18 protein-coding genes are annotated in these 21,550 nt (G+C 69.4%); 12 read left to right on the forward strand and 6 right to left on the reverse strand.

Annotated features, from left to right (window positions below; all coding sequences use genetic code 11):
* Window positions 1-10: 10 nt before the first annotated feature.
* The 6 genes from VQ067_RS14990 to VQ067_RS15015 form a co-directional block, all read right to left on the reverse strand.
* Window positions 11-1,087 (reverse strand): M42 family metallopeptidase, encoded by a 1,077-nt coding sequence (locus VQ067_RS14990; RefSeq protein ID WP_003088971.1) that lies wholly within the window; start codon window positions 1,085-1,087, stop codon window positions 11-13.
* Between the two features lie 3 nt (window positions 1,088-1,090).
* A complete protein-coding gene (locus tag VQ067_RS14995; protein ID WP_003088967.1) occupies window positions 1,091-1,561 on the reverse strand; it encodes a hemerythrin domain-containing protein in 471 nt (156 codons plus the stop codon).
* A 201-nt stretch (window positions 1,562-1,762) separates the two neighbouring features.
* A complete protein-coding gene (locus VQ067_RS15000) occupies window positions 1,763-2,215 on the reverse strand; it encodes a ferritin-like domain-containing protein (protein WP_003088965.1) in 453 nt (150 codons plus the stop codon).
* 125 nt (window positions 2,216-2,340) lie between these two features.
* Window positions 2,341-3,117, reverse strand: coding sequence for an alpha/beta hydrolase family protein (locus tag VQ067_RS15005; RefSeq protein ID WP_003110771.1), 777 nt, complete (start codon window positions 3,115-3,117; stop codon window positions 2,341-2,343).
* The gene (locus VQ067_RS15010) at window positions 3,114-4,211 is read right to left on the reverse strand and encodes a DUF3182 family protein (protein ID WP_023091845.1); all 1,098 of its coding nucleotides are present in this window, start codon (window positions 4,209-4,211) and stop codon (window positions 3,114-3,116) included. The genes VQ067_RS15005 and VQ067_RS15010 overlap by 4 nt, the downstream gene beginning before the upstream one ends.
* A 328-nt stretch (window positions 4,212-4,539) precedes the next feature.
* Window positions 4,540-4,905, reverse strand: a complete 366-nt coding sequence (locus VQ067_RS15015; protein ID WP_003110773.1) for a DUF3509 domain-containing protein — start codon at window positions 4,903-4,905, stop codon at window positions 4,540-4,542.
* Between the two features lie 367 nt (window positions 4,906-5,272).
* Here VQ067_RS15015 and glgA point away from each other — a divergent pair, with 367 nt between their 5' ends.
* From glgA to VQ067_RS15075, 12 genes are all read left to right on the forward strand, one after another.
* Window positions 5,273-6,814 carry a glycogen synthase GlgA gene (glgA, locus tag VQ067_RS15020; protein WP_009877798.1) on the forward strand — a complete coding sequence of 514 codons (1,542 nt, stop codon included), beginning with the start codon at window positions 5,273-5,275 and terminating at the stop codon, window positions 6,812-6,814.
* Entirely contained in the window at window positions 6,814-8,565 is a 1,752-nt protein-coding gene (gene treZ, locus VQ067_RS15025; RefSeq protein WP_033989902.1) for a malto-oligosyltrehalose trehalohydrolase, read from the forward strand. Before glgA ends, treZ begins: the two co-directional genes overlap by 1 nt.
* Window positions 8,558-10,612: a 4-alpha-glucanotransferase gene (gene malQ / locus VQ067_RS15030; protein WP_022580088.1), complete on the forward strand. Its 2,055-nt coding sequence runs from the start codon at window positions 8,558-8,560 to the stop codon at window positions 10,610-10,612. Before treZ ends, malQ begins: the two co-directional genes overlap by 8 nt.
* Window positions 10,605-13,385 (forward strand): malto-oligosyltrehalose synthase, encoded by a 2,781-nt coding sequence (locus VQ067_RS15035; protein WP_015502966.1) that lies wholly within the window; start codon window positions 10,605-10,607, stop codon window positions 13,383-13,385. The genes malQ and VQ067_RS15035 overlap by 8 nt, the downstream gene beginning before the upstream one ends.
* Window positions 13,382-13,687 carry a DUF2934 domain-containing protein gene (locus VQ067_RS15040; protein WP_003088948.1) on the forward strand — a complete coding sequence of 102 codons (306 nt, stop codon included), beginning with the start codon at window positions 13,382-13,384 and terminating at the stop codon, window positions 13,685-13,687. The genes VQ067_RS15035 and VQ067_RS15040 overlap by 4 nt, the downstream gene beginning before the upstream one ends.
* Window positions 13,688-13,699: 12 nt before the next feature.
* Entirely contained in the window at window positions 13,700-15,850 is a 2,151-nt protein-coding gene (gene glgX, locus VQ067_RS15045; protein ID WP_003113651.1) for a glycogen debranching protein GlgX, read from the forward strand.
* Window positions 15,851-15,949: 99 nt separating this feature from the next.
* On the forward strand, window positions 15,950-16,366 hold the full coding sequence (locus VQ067_RS15050) for a CBS domain-containing protein (protein WP_003088942.1): 417 nt from the start codon (window positions 15,950-15,952) through the stop codon (window positions 16,364-16,366).
* A 66-nt stretch (window positions 16,367-16,432) separates the two neighbouring features.
* The gene (locus VQ067_RS15055; RefSeq protein ID WP_033989849.1) at window positions 16,433-17,680 is read left to right on the forward strand and encodes a zinc-dependent alcohol dehydrogenase; all 1,248 of its coding nucleotides are present in this window, start codon (window positions 16,433-16,435) and stop codon (window positions 17,678-17,680) included.
* A gap of 3 nt (window positions 17,681-17,683) precedes the next feature.
* Complete coding sequence (locus tag VQ067_RS15060; protein ID WP_003139560.1) at window positions 17,684-18,622, forward strand: DUF72 domain-containing protein; 939 nt, start codon at window positions 17,684-17,686, stop codon at window positions 18,620-18,622.
* Window positions 18,619-19,356, forward strand: a complete 738-nt coding sequence (locus tag VQ067_RS15065; protein WP_003113649.1) for an endonuclease/exonuclease/phosphatase family protein — start codon at window positions 18,619-18,621, stop codon at window positions 19,354-19,356. The genes VQ067_RS15060 and VQ067_RS15065 overlap by 4 nt, the downstream gene beginning before the upstream one ends.
* On the forward strand, window positions 19,353-20,558 hold the full coding sequence (gene clsB / locus VQ067_RS15070) for a cardiolipin synthase ClsB (protein ID WP_003132149.1): 1,206 nt from the start codon (window positions 19,353-19,355) through the stop codon (window positions 20,556-20,558). Before VQ067_RS15065 ends, clsB begins: the two co-directional genes overlap by 4 nt.
* Complete coding sequence (locus VQ067_RS15075) at window positions 20,555-21,550, forward strand: lysylphosphatidylglycerol synthase domain-containing protein (protein ID WP_003132150.1); 996 nt, start codon at window positions 20,555-20,557, stop codon at window positions 21,548-21,550. The genes clsB and VQ067_RS15075 overlap by 4 nt, the downstream gene beginning before the upstream one ends.

The raw sequence follows: 21,550 nt of genomic DNA on the forward strand, positions 1-21,550 counted from the left end.
CGGTTATCGGTCAGGCTTCGTCGTCCGGCGGTTGCACGAGGAACTCGACCAGCGTCCGCCGGCAAGCCTCGATGCCCTCTTCCAGGACGATCTCGAAACCGTGGGTGTTCTCGGTCGGAATGCCGATGCAGCCGACCTGCGCGGCCTCGCCGTGGCTCAGCAGGGCGCTGGCGTCCGAGGCGAAGTCCACCAGCAGCGCCGCCTGCGGCTGGTACTGGCAGCGTTCGGCGGCCCGCAACAGGCGGTCGGTGACATGGCGGCTGTAATAACCCTTGGAGTCGCCGCTGTTGACGATCGGGTCGCGGCACAGCCGGGTGCCGTATTCGGCTACCGTTGGGCCGACTTCCACCGCGATGCTGATGTCGCCCGGCAGTCGGCGCGCGGCGAACAGCGCGCCGGCGTTACTCTCCTCCTCCATGGTGGTGAGCACCAGGTAGAGGTCGCCGTGCAACTCGTCGCGGCGCCGGGCGATCTCGCGAGCCACGCCGAGCACGGCGAGCAGCGGTGCGCGGTCGTCGAGGAAGTGCGCGGCGACGCAATCCTGGAAGTACAACGGGCGCCGCCACAGACGGTTGAGCACCACGCGGGTACCCGGTCGCACGCCCAGATTCGCCAGTTCCTCGGCGCTGCGCCGGGTGACCACGTGTACGTCGCGCCAGTGCACCGCGCCCGAGAGCACGTCGGAGCCCTGCGGCGACTCGCCGGTAGCATGCATGCTGCCGTAGGACAGCACGCCGTCGAGTACCGCCTCGCCGGCCAGGATCTGTACCGGACAGACGCCGAAGCTCACCGGCTGGGCGCCGCCGAGCGCCACTACGCGCAGGGTACCGTCGGCCTCGACGCGCTTGACGATCATGGCGATCTCGTCGAGGTGCGCGAGCAGCCGCACCGCGGCCCGCCGCGCCTGCTCGCGCGGCAGGTGCGGCGGGCTGATGCGCGCGACCAGGTTGCCGGCGGCATCGCTGCCGACCTCGTCGCAACAGCCCTCGAGTTCCCGCTGGCAGATGGCCCTGACCTCGTCTTCCTGGCCACCGGGGCCACGTGCCAGCAGGAGTTCCTCGAGCAAGGCGCGGTCTTCTTCGCGCATGCCTCAGGCCGCCCGTTTTTCCAGGCGCGCCTTCAGCTCTTTCTTGTGCTGCTGCATGGCCTGGCCGAGTTGCTTGAGGGCGGCGGCGTCGAGCAATTGCCGGGCGCGCGGGAACAGCTCGCCCTCCTCCTCCTCGATGTGGTGCTCCAGGAGTTCCTTGAGCACCTTGACCCGGCCGGCGAACTGCACGGTGTCCGGGCGGGTGCGCTTAAGGTCGGGAAGGACCAGGGAGTCCACCGTGCGGTGTTCCTCCTTGGCCTCGTAGTACATCTTCAGCTCTTCCTTGCCGCCGCTGTCCCTGATCGCCGGATAGAGGATGTCTTCCTCGATGGCGGTGTGCAGCACCAGTTCCAGCTCCAGCCTGCCCAGCAGCTCGCTGCGCTTCTTCAGCGCCCGTTCGGTGGTCTCGCTGAGTTCATTGAGCAGTTTCTTCACGGTCTCGTGGTCATGGACCAGCAATTCGATGGCGTTCATGGTCGCTCCTCATCGGTTTGTTATCCGAGTGCTCCGGCACTCTCTCTGGCTGAGCGCGCGCTCCTCCGCCGAGTTCAGTCACGAGGACGGGCGGTCGCCTCGATCAGCGGAAACGCGGAGATCCGCAATGAGCGCGGTTCCTGGCCGTCGCGCAGCAAGGCCCGGGACCGCCTCATGGCATTCCCCTCGCGGCACCGGGCCTCAGGCGCGGGCGTCGCGCAGGGCGCGGACCCGGTCGTGGTGACGGAGCACGCCCTGGTACTGGCGCTCGATCACCTGGTGGATCTCCGCCGGCAGCGGTTTTTCCAGCGCCGCCTGGTAACGCTGCTTGGCGACATCCTCGCCGCGCTCGCATTCGTTGAGCACCGCCTCTTCGTCCTTGCCGGTGACCAGTGACTTCAGGTCGACCCAGCGCCGATGCAGGTCACCGGCGAAACTGGTGCTGTCCTTGGGTTTGCCACCCAGTTCCAGGACGATCCGCTCCAGCTCGTCGGCAGCCGCGGCGCAGTCGCGGCTCTGCTCCAGCATCGCCGCCTTCAACTGCGGATCGCGCAGGTCTTCGGCGCAGGCCTGGAAGCCGGCCTCGCCATCCTTGCTGGTTTGCAGCAGGTCGTTGAGTACGTCGAGGGTGTCGTCGAGGTTGGTCTGGTTCATTTCGCTCTCCTTGGCCCGGAGCTGTCCGGGAGTTCTCGCGTCTGTCGGCGCCGGCGCCTGCCGGCACGGAACGTGGGCAGCAACCAGCGCCCACGGAAGGTGGGAGGCTCGCCGTCGCGGAGCGTTCAGAAAGCCGGATGGATGGTGGCGTAGGCCGGGGTGATGCTGAGACGTTCGCCGACCACCATCTCGGTGATCCAGTCCACCAGGATCGAGGTATAGGCGTCCTGCGCCGCCTCGCTGCTGAGCGCATGGTCGGCGTGGTCGATGATCCGGTGGGTCAGCGAATGGGTCTGCTGGAAGGCGGCGCGGAAACTCATGATGGTCGAGTGCGGCACATAGCTGTCGAACTCCGACTCCACCAGCAGCACATCGCCGCGGAATCCCGCGCAGGCCTGCAGGGCTCGGTTGCTGGCGGCCGGGATCAGGCTGCCGCGGTACTCGATGAGGTCCTCGCGGTCGAGCAGCAGCTTGGGCGTCAGCCAGTCCTCGTCGCGGTAGATCGCCGGTACTCGCAAGGCCAGCCAGCGCACCGCGCGCAACTGGCTGAGGATCGCCGCCAGGTAGCCGCCATAGCTGGTGCCGACCACCGCGATCGCCTGGCTGTCGATGGCCGGGTGGGCCACCAGCCGGTCGTAGGCGGCGAGCAGGTCCTGCAGGTTGTCCTCGCGCGTCACCAGCGCCTGGCGCCCGCTTTCCGCGCCGTGGCCGCGCAGGTCGAAGGTCAGGCACACGCAGCCGAGCCCGGCGATGCCCTGGGCGCGCTTCAGGTCGCGCTGCTGGCTGCCGCCCCAGCCGTGCACGAAGAGCACGCCGGGGACCTTCGCCCGGGGGCTGAGGAAGGTGCCTTCGATCCGGTCGTCGCCGACCCCGATGCGGATGCGTTCGCTGTTCGCCGTCATGCCTCCCCCGTCATCGCATATTTGAGCAGGAAGTCGCCGTGTTCGTCGGGGCCGCGATAGATCACCCGGCTGTTGTCCGGCAGGCGCTTGTCTTCGTGGATCTCGAACGACGCGGCGCGCACCGCGGGCAGTCCCGGGTCGGCGCGGAAGGCCTCCAGCGCGGCGATCTCGGCGCTGCTCGCGCCGCCGACCCGCCAGGACTGCTCGAGCACGCCGAAGCGCTCCCGACCGTTGCCGTCCCGGCCCTGGGCAATGTCGTAGTTGCGCCGCGAGGCGAAGCAGCCGGGGAAGAAGATCGCCGCGGCGGTGTCGAAGATCCGCGCGTACTCGATGGCCTGGCGCACCTCGCGGGCCAGGTCCAGGGTCAGCAGCTCGGCATAGCCACCGCGCGCCACCAGCAAGTCGGAGCCGGCGTAGACCAGTTCGCCGCGCGCGTTGCGGGTCTGGTGCTGCTGACCGTGGTAGCTCAGCAGGAAGCCGTTGACCCGGAGCTGGCCGACGCTATGGGTAACGACCCCGTCCAGGTTGGCTTCCAGTACCAGGCCCTGCGCCAACTGGCGCTCCTCCAGCCCGCCGAGCCAGCCGTCCAGTTCGTCGAGGTCGTGCGCCACGTACTGGCCGAGGCCGCCACAGGCCTCCGCCAGCTTGGCCCGCACCGGTCCTTCGGCGAGCAGGCGGCCGCCGGCGCGGTGTGCGTCGGCCAGGCTGAAGACGCTGACGCCGTTGAGCACGACGTCGCGGACCTTCTCCGCGAACAGCGGGTTCCAGCCTTCCGGCGCCACGCCGCCGCGCGGCAGCGGATGGACGATGGCCTTGCCGGCGATGAACGCGTGCTCGACGAAACCGCCGAGCAGATCTTCGTCACTGTTCACGCCCAGGCGCACGGCGGTCTCCCTGCCGACCAGGGTGCGGGTCGGGACCAGGTAGAGGGGGCCTCGCTGGTGCAATTCGGGTTCGTAGCGGCCGCCGAACTCCAGCTTCTGGACTTCCGCCAGCCAGCGCGCCAGGGCCAGGTTGCCCTGCACTTCATGTTCGGCGGCCGCGGGATCGACGCTATGGGCCACCACCAGTCTCTGCCGAGGGTCTGCGCTCATGTTCCGCTCCTCCTGGATGGAGACCCGGCGTTCAGGGCTCCGGTATGGGCGAGAGGGACTCTTCGTCGGGCCGTTCCATCGGAACTTCTTCCGGGAACTCCTGGGGGACGTGGCTTTCGTGGTCAGGAACCGGGTATTCGTCCGGGTCCCCGGATGGGTTGCGTGGACTCGTCGCTGGCGCACCCGATGATGCAGAAATGGAAAAACGCATGTCCGCCTCCATCGTTGGTATGAGTTCTAGATGGAGGGTACGAGAGCGGATTTGGTTCGGACCATGCGTCGGAAGGCCGGGTCGGCGCCTGGCCGCCCCGGCGCTGAAACAGCCGGCTCAGCGAGCCAGGCTCATGGTGCGCAGCTTGCCGCCGGCGACCAGGACCTTGCGGTGGGTGAGATGCTGGTTGTCGCTATCGCGGAACGTGAGCAGGTCGATACGCTTGCGGAAATAGTCGCTGTCGCGGATCTGCAGCGGCCCCTGGTCGATGATCAGGTCCCGGCGGATGCGCTCCAGCACCTGGTTCAGCAACAGCGGGTTGCTCTGCTCCTGGCCGGAGATCGCCCGGCTCACCAGGCGCTTGCCCTGGTCGTTACGCAAGGTCACCAGCAACGCGCCGTCAGGCCGAGGTTGGCAACTGACGCGCACATCCTTGAAATGCTCTTCCAGGTACTCAACCAGGTTTTCATCGGTCTCTAGCATTGCTGGCCTCCTGTCTCATCAGATTCTTTGACGCCGGTAATCAGGCGTATCTCTGTCGAGCAGAAGGCGTACCAATTTCTCTGTAAAATAAAATTCTTATAAATCAATAAGTTGAAAAACAAGCCGGCGAATTGATATTTGCATTTTGCAAGAAAACCCCCGGCAAGCCTTGCATTCGGCAACCCGCCGCGCCCGTCGTCTCGCCTGCAACCCCCTGGCGAGGCCTCTCGCAAGCCGAGCCGCCGGTAAAAAAAACTAAACTTCCGCCGCTCCCCTCCGGTCACCCCTAGCAAGGACTTCGCCCATGCCACGGCGCGACGGAGTCCGACCGACCAACGCCAAGGACAACGTACGACCGGAGGATGACATGGGACATTCTGTTGCAGGCGCTTGCCTGGAAGAACCCGCGGTACTGACCGCTTTTCCGTCGCTGCTGCACCCGCAGGACCCGCCGCAACAGAGGGATCGGATACTCTTCGTCACCGCCGAGCTAAGCGACTTCGTCAAGGTCGGCGGACTCGGCGACTTTTCCGCCGCGCTGCCGCGGGTCCTCAAGCGCGAGCATTCGGTGCGGGTCCTGCTGCCCGGCTACCGCCAGGTGCTGGAGCGCTGCCGCGACCTGCGGATCATCGGCAGCCTGCCCGGCCGGGCGGCGATCCCGCCCTGCGAGATCGGCCTGGTGACCCTCGACGACGGCCTGGAAGTCATGCTGGTGCTCTGCCCGCTGCTCTACGAGCGCGAGGGCACGCCATACATGGACGACCAGGGCAATGACTGGCCGGACAACCACCTGCGCTTCGCCCGCCTGTGCCTGGCCGCCGCCGAGATCGCCGGCGGCCGCGGCGCCCAGGGCTGGCAGCCGGGCCTGGTGCACGCCAATGACTGGCCGTCGGCGCTGACCCCGGCCTACATGGCCTGGAACGGCGTGCGCACGCCGAGCCTGTTCACCATCCACAACCTCGCCTACCAGGGCCTCTGCGACCTGCAATGCAGCGCCGAGCTGGGTCTTCCCGACGAAGCGCTGAGCCACGAAAGCATGGAATTCCACGGGCGCCTGTCGTTCCTCAAGGCCGGCATCGCCCATGCCCACCACATCACCACGGTGAGCGAGACCTACGCCCAGGAAATCACTACCCCGGAATACGGCTGCGGCCTGCACGGCATCCTCAAGTGCAAGGTCGAGAAGCGTCAGCTCAGCGGCATCGTCAACGGTATCGACGATAGCTGGCAGCCGCACTGCGATCCACACCTGGTGGCCGGCTTCAGCGCCCGCCAATGGGCCGGCAAGCGCGCCAACACGCGCTACGTGGAGGAGCGTTTCGGCCTGGAGCCGGGCAAGGGGCCGCTGTTCGCGGTGGTCTCGCGCCTGGTGCAGCAGAAAGGCATCGACCTGACCCTGGAGATCAGCGATGCCCTGCTCCAGGCCGGCGGCCGCCTGGTCAGCATCGGCCGTGGCGAGCCGAACCTGGAGAAGGCCATGCTCGAGCTCGCCCGGCGTCATCCCGGCCAGGTCGGCGTGCATATCGGTTTCGACGAGACCGAGGCCCGCCGTATCTACGCCGGCAGCGACTTCCTGCTCATGCCCTCGCGCTACGAGCCCTGCGGGCTCAGTCAGCTCTATGCGCAATGTTTCGGCTCGCTGCCGATCGCGCGCTGCACCGGCGGCCTCGCCGATACCATCGTCGACGGGGTCACCGGCTTCCTGTTCCGTGAGGAAACCGCGCAGAGCTACCTCGACGCGGTGATGCGCGCGATCAACGTCTACCACTGTCCCTCGCTGCTCAACGCCATGCGCTGCAAGGCGATGGCCGCGCCGATGTTCTGGAGCGACTCGGTGGAGCCTTACAACCGCCTGTACCGGCGCCTGTTGAGGAATACCGCTCCGGCCCTGCGCGGGGTACGCCAATGATGGCGATCCGGCGCCGCTTCGGCGCCCAGTTCCAAGGCAACGGCCGAACCTGCTTCGGCCTCTGGGCTCCGGACGCCCGCGAGGTCCGGGTCGAGACCGCCGACGGCCGCGACTGGCCGCTGGAAGGCAGCGACAGCGGCTGGTTCGAGGCGACCCTGCCCTGTCCGCCCGGCACCCGCTACCGCTACCGCATCGATGGCCGCCCCGGGGTGCCGGACCCGGCCTCGCAGTTCCAGCCCGACGGCGTGCATGGCCACAGCCAGGTGCTGGACCATGACGCCTACGCCTGGCGCGTCGACGAGTGGCGCGGGCGGCCCTGGCACGAAGCGGTGATCTACGAGCTGCACGTCGGCCTGTTCGGCTCCTACGCCGAGGTCGAGCGCTTCCTTCCGCGCTTGGTGGAACTGGGCGTGACCGCCGTGGAGCTGATGCCGCTGGGCGAGTTTCCCGGTCGCCGCAACTGGGGCTACGACGGCGTGCTGCCGTTCGCCCCGGCGTCGGCCTACGGCACGCCCGAGCAGCTCAAGCATCTGATCGACAGCGCACACGGCATGGGCCTGATGGTCTTCGTCGACGTGATCTACAACCACTTCGGCCCGGACGGCAACTACCTCGCCCAGTACGCCGCCGCGTTCTTTCGCGACGACCGGCAGACGCCCTGGGGCCAGGCCATCGATTTCCGTCGCGGCGAAGTCCGCGAGTTCTTCTATGAAAACGCCCTGATGTGGCTGCTCGACTATCGCATCGACGGCCTGCGCTTCGATGCCGTGCACGCGATTCCCGATAGCGCGTTCCTCGTCGAGATGGCCCGCCGCCTGCGCGGCGCCGCCGGCCCCGAGCGCCATCTGCACCTGGTCCTGGAGAACGACGACAACCGCGCCAGCCTGCTGCGCCAGGGCTACGACGCACAGTGGAACGACGATGGCCACCATGCGCTGCACGTCCTGCTCACCGGCGAGAACGACGGCTACTACCAGGACTACCCCGAGCCGCTGCGGTGCCTGGCGCGCTGCCTGGCCGAAGGCTTCGTCTACCAGGGCGAAGCCAACCGCCACGGCCGGCCGCGCGGCGAACCGAGTGCCGACCTGGCGCCGGACGCCTTCGTGCTGTTCCTGCAAAACCACGACCAGGTCGGCAACCGCGCCTTCGGCGAGCGTCTCAGCGTTCTCGCCGAACCCCAGGCGTTGCGCCTGGCGATAGCGCTGCAACTGCTCGCGCCGATGATCCCGCTGCTGTTCATGGGCGAGGAATGCGCCGCGCGCGAACCGTTCCTGTATTTCACCGATCACCAGGGCGAACTGGCGGACGCGGTCCGCGAGGGACGACGCAAGGAGTTCGGCGAGTTCGGCCGCTTCGGCGACGGCGCCGCCCTCGCCTCGCTCCCCGATCCCAACGCGGTGGAGACCTTCGAGCGCTCGCGTCCCGGCCTGGCCGATTGCGACCCGGCCTGGCGCGGCTTCTACCGGCAACTGCTGGAAATCCGTCACGAATACCTGATCCCGCGCCTGCGCGGCGCCCGTTCGCTGGGCGTGACCACCATCGCCGGCGCCGCGCTGTCGGCGCGCTGGCGACTCGGTGACGGCAGTGACTGGCGAATCGACTTCAACCCTTCTCCGCTCGAAGCGGAAGTCGAGCCGCCGGCGGCCGCCACCCAGGTGCTGTTCCTCGACAACCTCGCCTGTGCCGAGTATCGCCGCGGCCGCCTAAGTCCCCGCAGCATCGCGGTCAGCCTGGAGCCCGCCCATGAGTGACGCACGCCTGGCCGAACTGGCCGCCGCCGTGGGCCTGCAACTCGACTGGCAGGACGCCAACGGACGGCCGCAGCGGGTCGACCCGGAGGTCCAGCGCGGCCTGCTGGAAGCACTCGGCTATCCGGCGCAGAGTCCGCAACAGATCGAACAGAGCCTGGCCGCGCTGGCCCGGCTGCGCGAGGACAGCGCCAACCTCGGACTGCTGGTCGGCGAATGCGGCCAGCCGCTGGAGCAAGCGCTCGGCCCCGCCGGCACCCCGGGCGAACTGGTCTACGAGGACGGCACGCGGATCGCCCTGCGCCTGGACGCCGAAGGCCGCCTGCCGGCGCAGGCCCGCAGCGGCTATGCGCAGCTGTCGCTGGAGCAGCGGGAATGGGCGGTGGCGATGGCGCCGCCGAGCTGTCCGTCCCTGGCCAGCCTCGCCCCGGGTCGCTCGCGTCGCTGGGGTCTGGCCGCCCAGGTCTATGCCCTGCGCCGCCCCGGCGACGGCGGCCTGGGCGACAGCGCCGCCCTCGAGGACCTGCTACGCAGCGCCGCGCGGCATGGCGCCGACGCGCTGGCGATCAGCCCGCTGCACGCCCTCGCCGAGGCCAACGGACATGCCTACAGCCCCTACTCGCCGTCCAGCCGGCTGTTCTTCAATGTCCTGCACGCCGCGCCGGCGACCATTCTCGGCGCTGCGGCGGTGGAACAGGCGATCCGTCGCGCCGGCCTGGCCGCGGAGATGGCCCGCCTGGAGAGCCTGGAGCTGATCGACTGGACAGCGGCGGCGGACCTGCGCATGCGCCTGCTGCGCCAACTCCACCGCGACTTCACCGAGCGCGCCAGTCCCTTGCGCCACGACCTCGCCGAATTCCGCCGCGAAGCCGGCGAGGCCCTGCTGCACCACTGCCGCTTCGAGACCCTGCAGGCGCACCTGGGCGCTGGCCCCGACTGGCGACGCTGGCCGGAGCCGCTGCGCCGCCCCGGCGAGCCGGCGGTGGCCGCCTTCTGCGCCGATCACGCCGAGGAAGTGGACTTCCGCGCCTTCGGCCAGTGGCTGACCCAACGCTGCCTGCAACATGCCCAGCGCCAGGCGCGCGAGGCCGGGATGGCCATCGGTCTGGTCGCCGACCTGGCGGTGGGCGCCGATGGCGGCGGCAGCCAGGCCTGGTCGCGGCAGGAAGAGCTGCTCGCCGAAGTGAATGTCGGCGCGCCGCCGGACATCCTCAACCAGTCCGGACAGGACTGGGGCGTTTCCGCGTTCAATCCCGAAGGCCTGCGCCGCCACGGCTACCGGGCATTCCGCGAGATGCTGCGGGCCAACCTGGCCTGGCCCGGAGGGCTACGCATCGACCATGTGATGGGCCTGCAACGTCTCTGGCTGATCCCGCGCGGCCAGCCGCCCCACGCCGGCGCCTACCTGCGCTACCCGCAGCGCGAGCTGCTGCGCCTGCTGGCGCTGGAGGCCAGCCGCGCCTCGACGCTGGTCATCGGCGAGGACCTCGGCACCGTGCCCGAAGGCCTGCGCGAGGAACTGGCACGCCGCCAGGTGCTGGGTACCCGCGTGCTGCTCTTCGAGCGGCGCGGCGAACGCTTCGTGCCCCCGGCGCAATGGCCGGCGGACGCCATGGCCACCACCAGCACCCACGACCTGCCGAGCCTGTCCGGCTGGTGGCGGGGCCAGGACATCCACTGGCGCGGCCGCGCCGGACACCGCAGCGCCGAGGAATGCGCGGCCGACCTGGAACTGCGCGCCGAGGAGCGCCGGGCGCTGGCCGCCAGCCTCGAACCGCCGGTCGATCCCGACCCCGCCGCCGAAGTGCCGCTGGACGCCTGCATCGGCTATGTCGGAGCAACCCCCGCGCCGTTGGTGCTACTGCCCCTGGAGGACGCCCTGGGCAGCCTGGAGCAGCCGAACCTGCCCGGCCCCGGCGACGCCCACCCGAACTGGCGGCGGCGCTGGCCGGAAAACGCCGCGCAGATGCTCGGAACGCCGCAGGTCGACCGGCGCCTGCGCCTGCTCGAACGCAGCCGCCGGGATGCCGAGGAGGCCGCCCATGATTGAGCCCCGCGCTACCCTGCGCCTGCAATTCCACGCCGGCTTCACCCTCGACGATGCCCTGCCCTGGCTGGACTATTTCGCCGACCTGGGCATCAGCCATCTCTACGCCTCGCCGCTGTTCCGCGCGCGGCCCGGCTCCAGCCACGGCTACGACGTGGTCGACCCGACCCGGATCAATCCGGAACTGGGCGGCGAGCCGGCGCTGCTGCGCCTGATCCAGGGGCTGCGGCAACGCGGCATGGGCCTGCTCATGGACATAGTGCCGAACCACATGGGCATCGGCGGCGGCGCCAATCCCTGGTGGCAGGACGTGCTCGAATGGGGGCGCGAGAGTCCCTACGCGAGTTTCTTCGACATCCAGTGGGAATCCCACGACGCCGCGTTGCGCGGCCAAGTGCTGCTGCCGTTCCTGCGCAGCGACTACGGCGAGGTCCTGGCTGCCGGGGAGATCGGCCTGAGCCTGGACCGCGAGGCCGGCCGCCTGCTGGCGAGCCACGGCGAGCAGCGCTTCCCCCTCTGGCCGGGCAGCTACCCGGAGCTGCTGGAAGACAGCGGCGAGCCGCGCCTGTCAGACCTGGCCGGCGGTTTCCGCGAGTGCCAGCAGGACCGCGAGGCCTTGCGCGAGATGCAGCGTCGACTGGCGGCTGCGCTCGCCGAGAGCGCTCCGCGCGCCGCCCTGGAGCGCACGCTGGGCAAGCTCCAGGAACGCCACGAGGAGGCTCGCCAACGCCTGCACCGCCTGCTCGAGGCGCAGCACTACCGCCTGGCCAGCTGGCGCACCGCGGCGGACGACATCAACTGGCGCCGTTTCTTCGACATCAGCGAACTGGTCGGCCTGCGGGTCGAGCGCGGCGAGGTGTTCGAGGCCGTGCACGGCAAGGTCTTCCAGTTGCTCGAGGACGGTCTGCTCGATGGCCTGCGCATCGATCACGTCGACGGCCTGGCCGATCCGCGCGGCTATTGCCGACGCCTGCGCCGCCGCAGCGAGCGGATCCGCGCCCGTCGCGGCGGCGCGCCGATGCTGCTGTACGTTGAGAAGATCCTCGGTGGCGAGGAGCGCCTGCCCGAGGATTGGCTGTGCGACGGCACCACCGGCTACGACTTCATGAACCAGGTCAGCCTGTTGCAGCACGATCCGCGCGGCGAACGACCGTTGCGCGAACTCTGGCAGCGGGTCAGCGGACGCCCGGAGGCGTTTCTCGACGAGGTCTACCAGGCTCGCCAACTGGTCCTGGCGGGAAGCCTCGCCGGTGACCTGGAGAACCTCGCCCAGGGTCTTTTGCGGGTGGCGCGGGCCGACCTGGCCAGCCGCGACCTGACCCTGGGCGGTATCCGCCGCGCGCTGTTCCAGTTGCTCGCGCGCTTTCCGGTCTACCGTACCTACGCCGGGGCCTGCGGTCGCTCGGTGCAGGATCGCGAGGTGTTCCGCTATGCCGCAGAGGCGGCCCGCGAGGATCTCGACGAAGCCGACCGGGCGGTCCTCGACCATCTCGAACGCTGGCTCGGCGGGCAGCCGCTGCGCGAGCTGCCGCCCGGTCCGCTGCGGCGCCTGCGCGGCGAGTTGCTGGCGCGCTTCCAGCAGTTGAGTTCGCCGACCGCCGCCAAGGCCGTGGAGGATACCGCCTGCTATCGCTCGGCGGCCCTGCTCTCGCGCAACGACGTCGGCTTCGACCCGCAGCGCTTCGCCGCTTCCGCCGAGGAATTCCATGCCGCCTGCGAAGCCAGGCGCCTGGCCAGCCCGCGCGCCCTGCTGGCCACCGCCAGCCATGACCACAAGCGCGGCGAGGACGCCCGCGCCCGTCTTGCGGCGCTCAGTGAACTGGCGCCCTGGTTCGCGCGTAACGTCGAGCACTGGCAAAGCCTGGCCACGCCGTTACGCCGCGACCTCGCCGAGGGGCCGGCGCCGAGTCCCGGCGACGAGCTGATCCTGTTCCAGGCCCTGCTCGGCAGTTGGCCGCTCGACGCGCCTTGCGACGGCGCCGCCCTGGACCAAGCGTTCCTCGCGCGGATGCGCGAATGGCAATGCAAGGCCTTGCGCGAAGCCAAGCTGCGCACGCGCTGGACCGCGCCCGACGAAGACTACGAGCGCGCCTGCGCCGACTATCTGGAACAACTCCTGCGCGCGCCACTGGCCCAGGCCCTGCGCCAGTCGCTGGGCAACGCGGCGGCGCGACTGATGCCGGCCGGGGCCCTGAATGGCCTCGCCCAATGCCTGCTGCGCCTGACCTGCCCGGGTATCCCCGATCTCTACCAGGGGCGCGAGGACTGGGACTTCAGCCTGGTCGACCCGGACAACCGGAGGCCGGTGGACTTCGCCCGGCACGCCGCCGCCCTGGCCGCGCCGACGCCCTTCCCGGAACTGCTGGAGCACTGGCGCGACGGTCGCATCAAGCAGACCCTGATCGCCCGCGTGCTGGGGCTGCGGCGGATGCAGCCGGGCCTGTTCCGCGACGGCGACTACCTGCCCCTGGAGGTCAGCGGCGAGCATGCCGAGCGGGTCCTGGCCTTCGCCCGGCGCAGTCGTCACGGTTGCCTGCTGGTGGTGGTCCCGCGCCTGGCCTGCGCCCTGCTCGGCCACGCCACGCAGCCGCAGGTGCCGGCCGAGGCCTGGGGCGACACCTGCCTGCTGCTGCCGCCGAGTCTCTCCGAATGCACCTACAGCGGCCTGTTTTCCACCATGCCGCTGCCCAGCGACGGGCACCTGAGCCTGTCCGAAGTGCTCGCCGACTTTCCCGTCAACCTGCTTTACCGCCTCGCCCAGGAGGACACCCCATGAGCGCCGACGAAAAACGCATACGAGAGTTCGCCTACCAGATCTGGGAATCCGAGGGCTGCCCCGACGGCCAGGCCGAACGCCACTGGGCCATGGCCCGGCAACTGGCCGAAGCGGAAGCCGCCGCGGCGGCACCGAAGAAGACCCGCGGTCGGGCCAAGGCCGCCAAGGAAACCCCGGCCCTGCTGCAAGCGCCGGCCGCCAAGCCGCGCAAGCCGAGGGCCACGTCCCCGGCGCGGCCCGCCAGCGAAAAACCGGCGGCGGCCAAGCCGCGCAGCCGCCGCAAGCCCGAAGCGGGCGAATGAGGAGTCCAGTGCATGAGCAGAAAGCGTAGCCCCGCCCCTTCGCGGATCAGCGAAGGGCACCCCTTCCCCCTTGGCGCCACCTGGGACGGCCTCGGCGTCAATTTCGCGCTGTTCTCGGCCCACGCGACCAAGGTCGAGCTGTGCCTGTTCGACGCGCGCGGGGAAAAGGAGATCGAGCGCATCGAATTGCCCGAGTACACCGACGAGATCTGGCACGGCTACCTGCCCGACGCCCACCCGGGGCAGATCTACGGCTACCGGGTGCACGGTCCCTACGAGCCGGATGCCGGCCACCGCTTCAATCCCAACAAATTGCTCCTCGATCCCTACGCCAAGCAGTTGGTCGGCCGCCTGCGCTGGTCCGAGGCGTTGTTCGGCTACACCATCGGCTCGGCCGACGCCGACCTCAGCTTCGACGAGCGCGACAGCGCGCCCTTCGTGCCCAAGTCGAAGGTCATCGATCCGGCCTTCACCTGGGCCGAGCGCCCGCCGGTACGCGTCCCCTGGGACCGCACGGTGATCTACGAAGCCCACCTGCGCGGGCTCAGCATGCGCCATCCGCAGGTCCCGGAGGCGGTTCGCGGGACCTTCGCCGGGCTGATGAACGCCGACCTGCTGGCGCACATCCGCCGGCTCGGGGTGACCAGCGTCGAGCTGCTGCCGATCCACGGCTTCGTCGACGACAAGCACCTGCTGGAAAACGGCATGAGCAACTACTGGGGCTACAACAGCATCGCCTTCTTCGCCCCGCACCCGGCCTACCTCGCCAGCGGCCAGGTCAACGAGTTCAAGGAGATGGTCGCGCACCTCCACGACGCCGGGCTGGAGCTGATCCTCGACGTGGTCTACAACCACACCGCGGAAGGCAACGAGCTGGGTCCGACCCTGTGCATGCGTGGCATCGACAACGCCTCGTACTACCGCCTGATGCCCGACCAGCGCCGCTACTACATCAACGATTCCGGCACCGGCAACACCCTCGACCTCAGCCACCCCTGCGTGTTGCAGATGGTCACCGACTCGCTGCGCTACTGGGCCACAGAGATGCGCGTGGACGGCTTCCGCTTCGACCTGGCGACCATCCTCGGCCGCCATCCGGACGGTTTCGACGAGCGCCACGGCTTCCTCGTCGCCTGCCGCCAGGACCCGGTGCTGAGCAAGTGCAAGCTGATCGCCGAACCCTGGGATTGCGGCCCCGGCGGCTACCAGGTAGGCGGCTTCCCGCCCGGCTGGGCGGAATGGAACGACCGTTTCCGCGATTGCGTGCGCGCCTACTGGCGCGGCGACGACGGCATGCTGCCGGAACTGGCGCGACGCCTAACCGCCTCCGGCGATCTCTACGACCAGCGTGGACGGCGGCCCTACGCGTCGGTGAACTTCGTCACCGCCCACGACGGTTTCACCCTGCGCGACGTGGTTTCCTACGATCACAAGCACAACGAGGCCAACGGCGAGAACAACGCCGACGGCAGCGACCACAACCTGTCCTGGAACCACGGCTGCGAGGGCCCCACCGACGACCCGGAGATCCGCGCCCTGCGCCTGCGCCAGATGCGCAACCTGCTGTCCACCCTGCTGCTGTCCCAGGGCACCCCGATGCTGGTCGCCGGCGACGAGTTCAGCCGCACCCAGCAGGGCAACAACAATGTCTATTGCCAGGACAACGAACTGGGCTGGATCGACTGGCGGCTGGACGACGAGGGCCGTTCGCTGCTGGCCTTCACCCAGCGCCTGCTGGCCCTGCGCCAACGCTATCCGATCCTGCGCAGGGGGCGCTTCCTGGTCGGCGAGTACAACGAGGCGCTGGGTGTCAAGGACGTCACCTGGCTGGCGCCCGGCGGCGAGGAGATGACCGAGGAACACTGGCACGACGAGCACGCCCGCTGTCTCGGCGTGCTCCTCGATGGCCGCGCGCAACCCACCGGGATCCTGCGCAGCGGTGAGGATGCCACCCTGCTGCTGATCCTCAATGCCTACCACGACGCGGTGTCCTTCCGTCTTCCCGAGGTGGCCGAGGGCAGCGGCTGGACCTGCCTGCTGGATACCCAGCGGCCGGAGGACCCGCTCGGCGAACGCTACCCGTTCGCCAGCGAGTTCCTGGTCGGCGGCCGCAGTTTCCTGCTGTTCGAGCTACAACCGCCGGGCGCCGGAGCGGAAGGATGAACGGCGGGGAAAAAAGCTGAACCGCCCCCGGCACCTCCAGTCGGAACCTGTAGGTGCCGCACGCGGCGCCCGCACATCCACCCTACACAGGAGGACAGCATGAAGATCAGCGACATCATGACCCGCAACGTCCAGGTCGCCGACCCGCAGCAGAGCATCCGCGAGGCGGCCGCCACCATGGCGAGGATCGACAGCGGCGCCCTGCTGGTCGGCGAAGGCGACCGCCTGGTCGGGATGATCACCGATCGCGACATCGCCATCCGCGCGGTGGCCGGCGGCCTGTCCGGGGATACCCCGCTGGGCCGCATCATGAGCGGCGACATCCACTATTGCTTCGAAGACGAAGACGTCCAGCACGTGGCCCGCAACATGGCCGACATCCAGATGCGCCGCCTGCCGGTGCTCAACCGCGAGAAGCGGCTGGTCGGCGTGGTTTCCCTGGGCAACATCGCCAGCTGCCGCGACCAGGCCTCCAGCGCCACCGTCCTGCAGGGCGTCGCCCAGGCCCACTACTGAGCCTTTCTTCCACCCGGCCCGCCTTTGCCGTTCCGGCCGAGGCCGGGCCCCAACCGGGAGAACGCCATGAAAGCCGTGGTATTCCATGACATCGGCGACATCCGCCTGGAAGACGTGGCGGAGCCGCGCCTGCAGGAACCCACCGACGCCATCGTGCGGCTGACCGCCTCGGCGATCTGCGGCACCGACCTGCACTTCGTCCGTGGCAGCGTCGGCGGCATGCGTCCGGGAACCATCCTCGGCCATGAGGGCGTGGGCATCGTCGAGGCGCTCGGCGACGAAGTGCGCAACCTGCAGGTCGGCGACCGGGTGGTGATTCCCTCGACCATCGCCTGCGGCAATTGCGTGTATTGCCGAGCCGGCTACTACGCCCAGTGCGACGTCGCCAACCCCGGCGGCAGCCAGGCCGGCACCGCGTTCTTCGGCGGTCCCCGGGCCAACGGCGGCTTCCATGGGCTGCAAGCCGAGAAAGCGCGGATTCCCTATGCCAACATCGGCCTGATCCGCCTGCCCAGCAGCATCAGCGACGACCAGGCGATACTCCTGTCGGACATCTTCCCCACCGGTTATTTCGGCGCCGAACTGGCCGGTATCGCCCCCGGCAACACCGTCGCCGTGTTCGGCTGCGGTCCGGTCGGCCAGTTCGCCATCGCCAGCGCGTTGCTCCTCGGCGCCGCCCGGGTGTTCGCCATCGACCGCCACCCGGACCGCCTGCACATGGCCCGCCAGCAAGGCGCCGAAGTGATCGACTTCGAGCGCGAGGATCCGGTCCAGGCCCTGCGCTGGCTGACCGCCGGGATCGGCGTGGACCGCGCCATCGACGCCGTCGGCGTGGACGCCGAGCACAGCCATGGCATCGCCACCCCGGCGCCGCGCCAGGAGGGCACCAGCTGGAGTCCCGGCAACGCCCCCGCACAGGCCCTGGAGTGGGCGGTGCAGGGCCTGGCCAAGGCCGGCACCCTGTCGATCATCGGCGTCTACGCCGAAGACTCGCGGCAGTTTCCCATCGGCCTGGCGATGAACCGTAACCTGACCATCCGCATGGGCAACTGCCACCACCGCAAGTACATTCCGCTGCTGCTCGAACATGTGCTCAGCGGACGCATCGACCCGGCGAAGATCCTCACCCAGGTGAAGCCGATCGGCGACGCCATCGAGGCCTTCGAAGCCTTCGACCGCCGCGAGACCGGCTGGATCAAGGTCGAACTGGTGCCGCAGAAGCGCCAGGTCGAGGGCAGCGAGGAACGCCTCGACGAACGCGCGGTGGACGAACTGGCGCGCCGGCCGACGCCGGAAAGCGGCGCCCGGGGGTGATGCATGAGCGCACCGGCACGCCTGCGCATCGGCATTTCCGGCTGGCGCTACGCCCCCTGGAGAGGCGACTTCTATCCCGAGGGGCTGCGCCAGAAGGACGAACTGCGCTTCGCCTCGCGGGCGGTGAACAGCATCGAGATCAACGGCACCTTCTACGCCCTGCAGACGCCCGAGCGCTTCCGCGGCTGGGCCGAGGACACCCCCGAGGACTTCGTTTTCAGCGTCAAGGCCCCGCGTTACATCACCCACGTGCGGCGCCTGCGCGAGATCGACGAGCCGCTGGCGAACTTCTTCGCCTCCGGCCCCCTCGCCCTGCGCCAGCGCCTCGGCCCGTTCCTCTGGCAGTTCCCGCCGAGCATGCGCTTCGACCGCGAGCTGTTCGCCGATTTCCTCGCCCGCCTGCCGCGCGACGGCGCCGCCGCGCAGAAGCTCGCCCGGCACAGCGCCGCGCGCCTGCACCGCGAGGGCTACCTCGACGGCGATCCGGCGCAGCGCCTGCGGCATGCCGTGGAAATCCGCCATGAGAGCTTCGTCGACCCGACGTTCATCGAGCTGCTGCGCGAATACCGGGTGGCCCTGGTGGTGGCCGATACCGCCGGCAAGTGGCCGCTGCTCGGCGACGTCTGCGCCGACTTCCTCTACCTGCGCCTGCATGGCGACAAGGAGCTGTACCGCAGCGGCTACTCGGAAGCGGCCCTGGGCCAGTGGCAGGCACGGATCCACGCCTGGGCCAGCGGCGGCCAGGCCGACGACCTGCGCCGGGCCAGCCAGGACGCACCGGCGAAGGCGACGGCGCGCGACCTGTACTGCTACTTCGACAACGACGTCAAGGTGCGCGCACCTTACGACGCCCGGCGCCTCCTGCAGCTGCTGGAACTCGACGGCAGCTTGCGCACGGTGCCCGGACAGTTGCCCGATGACCTGCGGGAGAGTGCCGCATGATCCTGCCGCGCCTGCAGGTGCTGACGGTGAACACCCACAAGGGTTTCAACCCGTTCAATCGGCGCTTCATCCTGCCGGAGTTGCGCGAAGCGGTGCGCAGCGTCGGTGCCGACCTGGTGTTCCTCCAGGAGGTCCTCGGCTCCCATAGCCTGCACGCCGCGCGCCTGCCGTCCTGGCCGCCGGCGCCGCAATACGAGTATCTGGCCGACAGCATGTGGCCGCAGTTCGCCTACGGGCGCAACGCGGTGTATCCCGAAGGCCACCATGGCAATGCCGTGCTCTCCAAGCATCCGATCCTCGCCCACCGCAACCTCGACGTCTCGGTGGCGGGCAACGAGGAACGCGGCCTGTTGCATGCGGTGATCGACATCGGCCGTCCGCTGCACGCGGTCTGCGTGCACCTGGGATTGCGCGAGGCGCAGCGCCAGCGCCAGTTGCAACTGCTCTGCGAGCTGGTGGCGGGCCTGCCGGAGCGCGAGCCGGTGGTGGTCGCCGGCGACTTCAACGACTGGCGCCAGCGCGCCGACCGCCTGCTCGCTGGTTGCGGCCTGCGCGAAGTCTTCGTCGGCGCCCAGGGCCGGCCGGCGCGCAGCTTCCCGGCGCGCTGGCCGGTGCTGCCGCTGGACCGCATCTACCTGCGCAATGCCCGCGGGCGCCAGCCGCGCATCCTCTCGCGGCGGCCCTGGTCGCACCTGTCCGACCACCTGCCGCTGGCGGTGGAGGTGGAGCCATGAACTTCCCCTGGCGCGACGGCAACCGCGTAGAACTGCTGATCAACGGCGAAGAGTACTTTCCGCGCCTGTTCCAGTGCATCGCCGAGGCGCGCCGGGAGATCCTCCTGGAAACCTTCATCATCTTCGAGGACGAGGTCGGCCGGCAGTTGCAGGAAGCCCTCAGCGCCGCCGCCGAGCGCGGTGTCGAGGTACAGGTCACGGTGGACGGTTACGGCACCGCCTCGCTCAGCCCGGACTACCTGGCCAGGCTGACCGCCGCCGGGGTTCGCGTGCACCTGTTCGACCCGCGCCCGCGCCTGCTCGGCATGCGTACCAACCTGTTTCGCCGGTTGCACCGCAAGCTGGTGGTGATCGATCGCCAGCAGGCCTTCGTCGGCGGCATCAACTACGGCGAGGACCACCTGGTGCGTCGCGGCAACATGGCCAAGCAGGACTACGCGGTGCGCGTCGAGGGTCCGGTGGTGCGCGATATCCGCCAGGCCTGCCTGGCGTTGCTCGAACCGGACGCCGACTACCCGCCGTTGCGGCCGTCGGGCGCCGGGCAGCCGGCGCGGGTGCGCCTGGTGATCCGCGACAACGACCAGTCCAGCGACGACATCGAGCGCGAGTACCTGCAAGCGATCCGCCAGGCGCGGCGGCGCCTGCTGATCGCCAACGCCTATTTCTTCCCCGGCTACCGCCTGCTTCGCGAGCTGCGCGATGCGGCGCGCCGCGGCGTGCGCGTCGACCTGGTACTACAGGGCATGCCGGACATGCCGCTGGTGCGCCTGTGCAGCCGGCTGCTCTACGACTACCTGCTGCGCGAGGGCGTGCGTATCCACGAATACTGCCAGCGTCCGCTGCACGGCAAGGTCGCGGTGATCGACGACGACTGGTCGACCATCGGTTCGAGCAATCTCGATCCCCTCAGCCTGTCGCTGAACCTGGAGGCCAACCTGGTGATCCACGACGTCGCCTTCAACGGCCAACTCTACCAGCACCTGCGCGAACTGGCGCGCCGCCACTGCCGGCGCATCAGCCGCCGCCACGCCAGGCGCGGTTACTGGTGGCGGGCGCCGCTGATCTTCCTCGGCTTCCACTTTTCCCGGCATTTCCCGGCCATCGCCGGTTGGGTACCCGCCCATCTGCCGCGCCTGAAATCGCTGGAGCCGCGTCCGTCGCGGCGCTGGCAGGAACGCCAGGGCCAGCGGGGCAACCCATGAACGGCGGCGGTCACGCAACTGCCTCGGCGGCGCCACGCCGCGCTCACTGGCGCTGGCTGCGCAGGCTACTGACCCTGGCGTTCTTCGTGCTGGTCCCGGTGCTGCTGTTCCTCCTGGTGAAGAATCTCGACTGGCAGGAAGTCCGCCACGCCCTCGGCGAGTATCGCCCCGCGACCCTGTTCCTCGGACTGCTGCTGGCGGCCGCCGGCTATACGGTGTTCAGCAGTTTCGACCTGCTCAGCCGCTACTACATCGGCCACTCGCTGCCCAAGCGGCGGGTCTTCACCGTGGCCTTCGTGTGCAATGCGTTCAACCTCAACCTGAGTTCCTGGGTCGGCGCCGTGGCGCTGCGCTATCGCCTGTACAGCCGGCTCGGCCTGGGCATCGCCGACATCACCCGGATCCTCACCTTCAGCCTGGTGACCAATTGGTTCGGCTACCTGCTGCTCGCCGGCATCCTGTTCAGCTGCGGCCTGCCGGCCTTGCCGCCGGGCTGGAAGCTCGGCAGCGACGGCCTGCGCCTGATCGGCGCCCTGCTCCTGGCGCTGGCCGCCGGCTACCTGCTGGCCTGCCGTTTCGCCCGACGCCGCGCCTGGGGCTGGCGCGAGCATCGGCTGACCCTGCCCTCCTGGCGGCTGGCGGCCCTGCAAGGCCTGCTCGGAGCGAGCAACTGGTCGCTGATGGCGCTGCTGCTGTACAGCCTGCTGCCGCACGGCGTGGATTACCCGAGCGTCCTGGCGATCCTCCTGATCAGCAGCATCGCCGGGGTCATCACCCATATCCCGGCCGGGCTCGGGGTGCTCGAAGCGGTGTTCATCGCCCTGCTCCAGGGGCGCCTGTCCCAGGGCGTGCTGCTGGCCGCGTTGATCGGCTACCGGGTGCTGTATTTCCTCCTACCCCTGGCGCTGGCCTGCGTGGTCTACCTGCTGTTGGAGCGCCGGGCGATCCGCCTGCGCCGCAAACAGCGCCGCCTGCGCCAGGGCCAGGCCTGA

Origin of the sequence: Pseudomonas sp. KBN12P06040, from assembly GCF_037574965.1 — a bacterium.
GTDB classification, from domain to species: Bacteria; Pseudomonadota; Gammaproteobacteria; order Pseudomonadales; family Pseudomonadaceae; genus Pseudomonas; species Pseudomonas aeruginosa.

Bases quoted from the DNA above. Each gene is read 5' to 3' on its own strand.
- VQ067_RS15065 (WP_003113649.1), top strand. From the start codon at position 18,619: ATGATCCTGCCGCGCCTGCAGGTGCTGACGGTGAACACCCACAAGGGT.
- VQ067_RS15055 (WP_033989849.1), top strand. From the start codon at position 16,433: ATGAAAGCCGTGGTATTCCATGACATCGGCGACATCCGCCTGGAAGAC.
- VQ067_RS14995 (WP_003088967.1), bottom strand. From the start codon at position 1,561: ATGAACGCCATCGAATTGCTGGTCCATGACCACGAGACCGTGAAGAAA.
- VQ067_RS15050 (WP_003088942.1), top strand. From the start codon at position 15,950: ATGAAGATCAGCGACATCATGACCCGCAACGTCCAGGTCGCCGACCCG.
- clsB (WP_003132149.1), top strand. From the start codon at position 19,353: ATGAACTTCCCCTGGCGCGACGGCAACCGCGTAGAACTGCTGATCAAC.
- glgX (WP_003113651.1), top strand. From the start codon at position 13,700: ATGAGCAGAAAGCGTAGCCCCGCCCCTTCGCGGATCAGCGAAGGGCAC.
- VQ067_RS14990 (WP_003088971.1), bottom strand. From the start codon at position 1,087: ATGCGCGAAGAAGACCGCGCCTTGCTCGAGGAACTCCTGCTGGCACGT.
- VQ067_RS15015 (WP_003110773.1), bottom strand. From the start codon at position 4,905: ATGCTAGAGACCGATGAAAACCTGGTTGAGTACCTGGAAGAGCATTTC.
- VQ067_RS15005 (WP_003110771.1), bottom strand. From the start codon at position 3,117: ATGACGGCGAACAGCGAACGCATCCGCATCGGGGTCGGCGACGACCGG.
- glgA (WP_009877798.1), top strand. From the start codon at position 5,273: ATGGGACATTCTGTTGCAGGCGCTTGCCTGGAAGAACCCGCGGTACTG.
- VQ067_RS15010 (WP_023091845.1), bottom strand. From the start codon at position 4,211: ATGAGCGCAGACCCTCGGCAGAGACTGGTGGTGGCCCATAGCGTCGAT.
- VQ067_RS15040 (WP_003088948.1), top strand. From the start codon at position 13,382: ATGAGCGCCGACGAAAAACGCATACGAGAGTTCGCCTACCAGATCTGG.
- VQ067_RS15060 (WP_003139560.1), top strand. From the start codon at position 17,684: ATGAGCGCACCGGCACGCCTGCGCATCGGCATTTCCGGCTGGCGCTAC.
- treZ (WP_033989902.1), top strand. From the start codon at position 6,814: ATGGCGATCCGGCGCCGCTTCGGCGCCCAGTTCCAAGGCAACGGCCGA.
- VQ067_RS15035 (WP_015502966.1), top strand. From the start codon at position 10,605: ATGATTGAGCCCCGCGCTACCCTGCGCCTGCAATTCCACGCCGGCTTC.
- VQ067_RS15075 (WP_003132150.1), top strand. From the start codon at position 20,555: ATGAACGGCGGCGGTCACGCAACTGCCTCGGCGGCGCCACGCCGCGCT.
- VQ067_RS15000 (WP_003088965.1), bottom strand. From the start codon at position 2,215: ATGAACCAGACCAACCTCGACGACACCCTCGACGTACTCAACGACCTG.
- malQ (WP_022580088.1), top strand. From the start codon at position 8,558: ATGAGTGACGCACGCCTGGCCGAACTGGCCGCCGCCGTGGGCCTGCAA.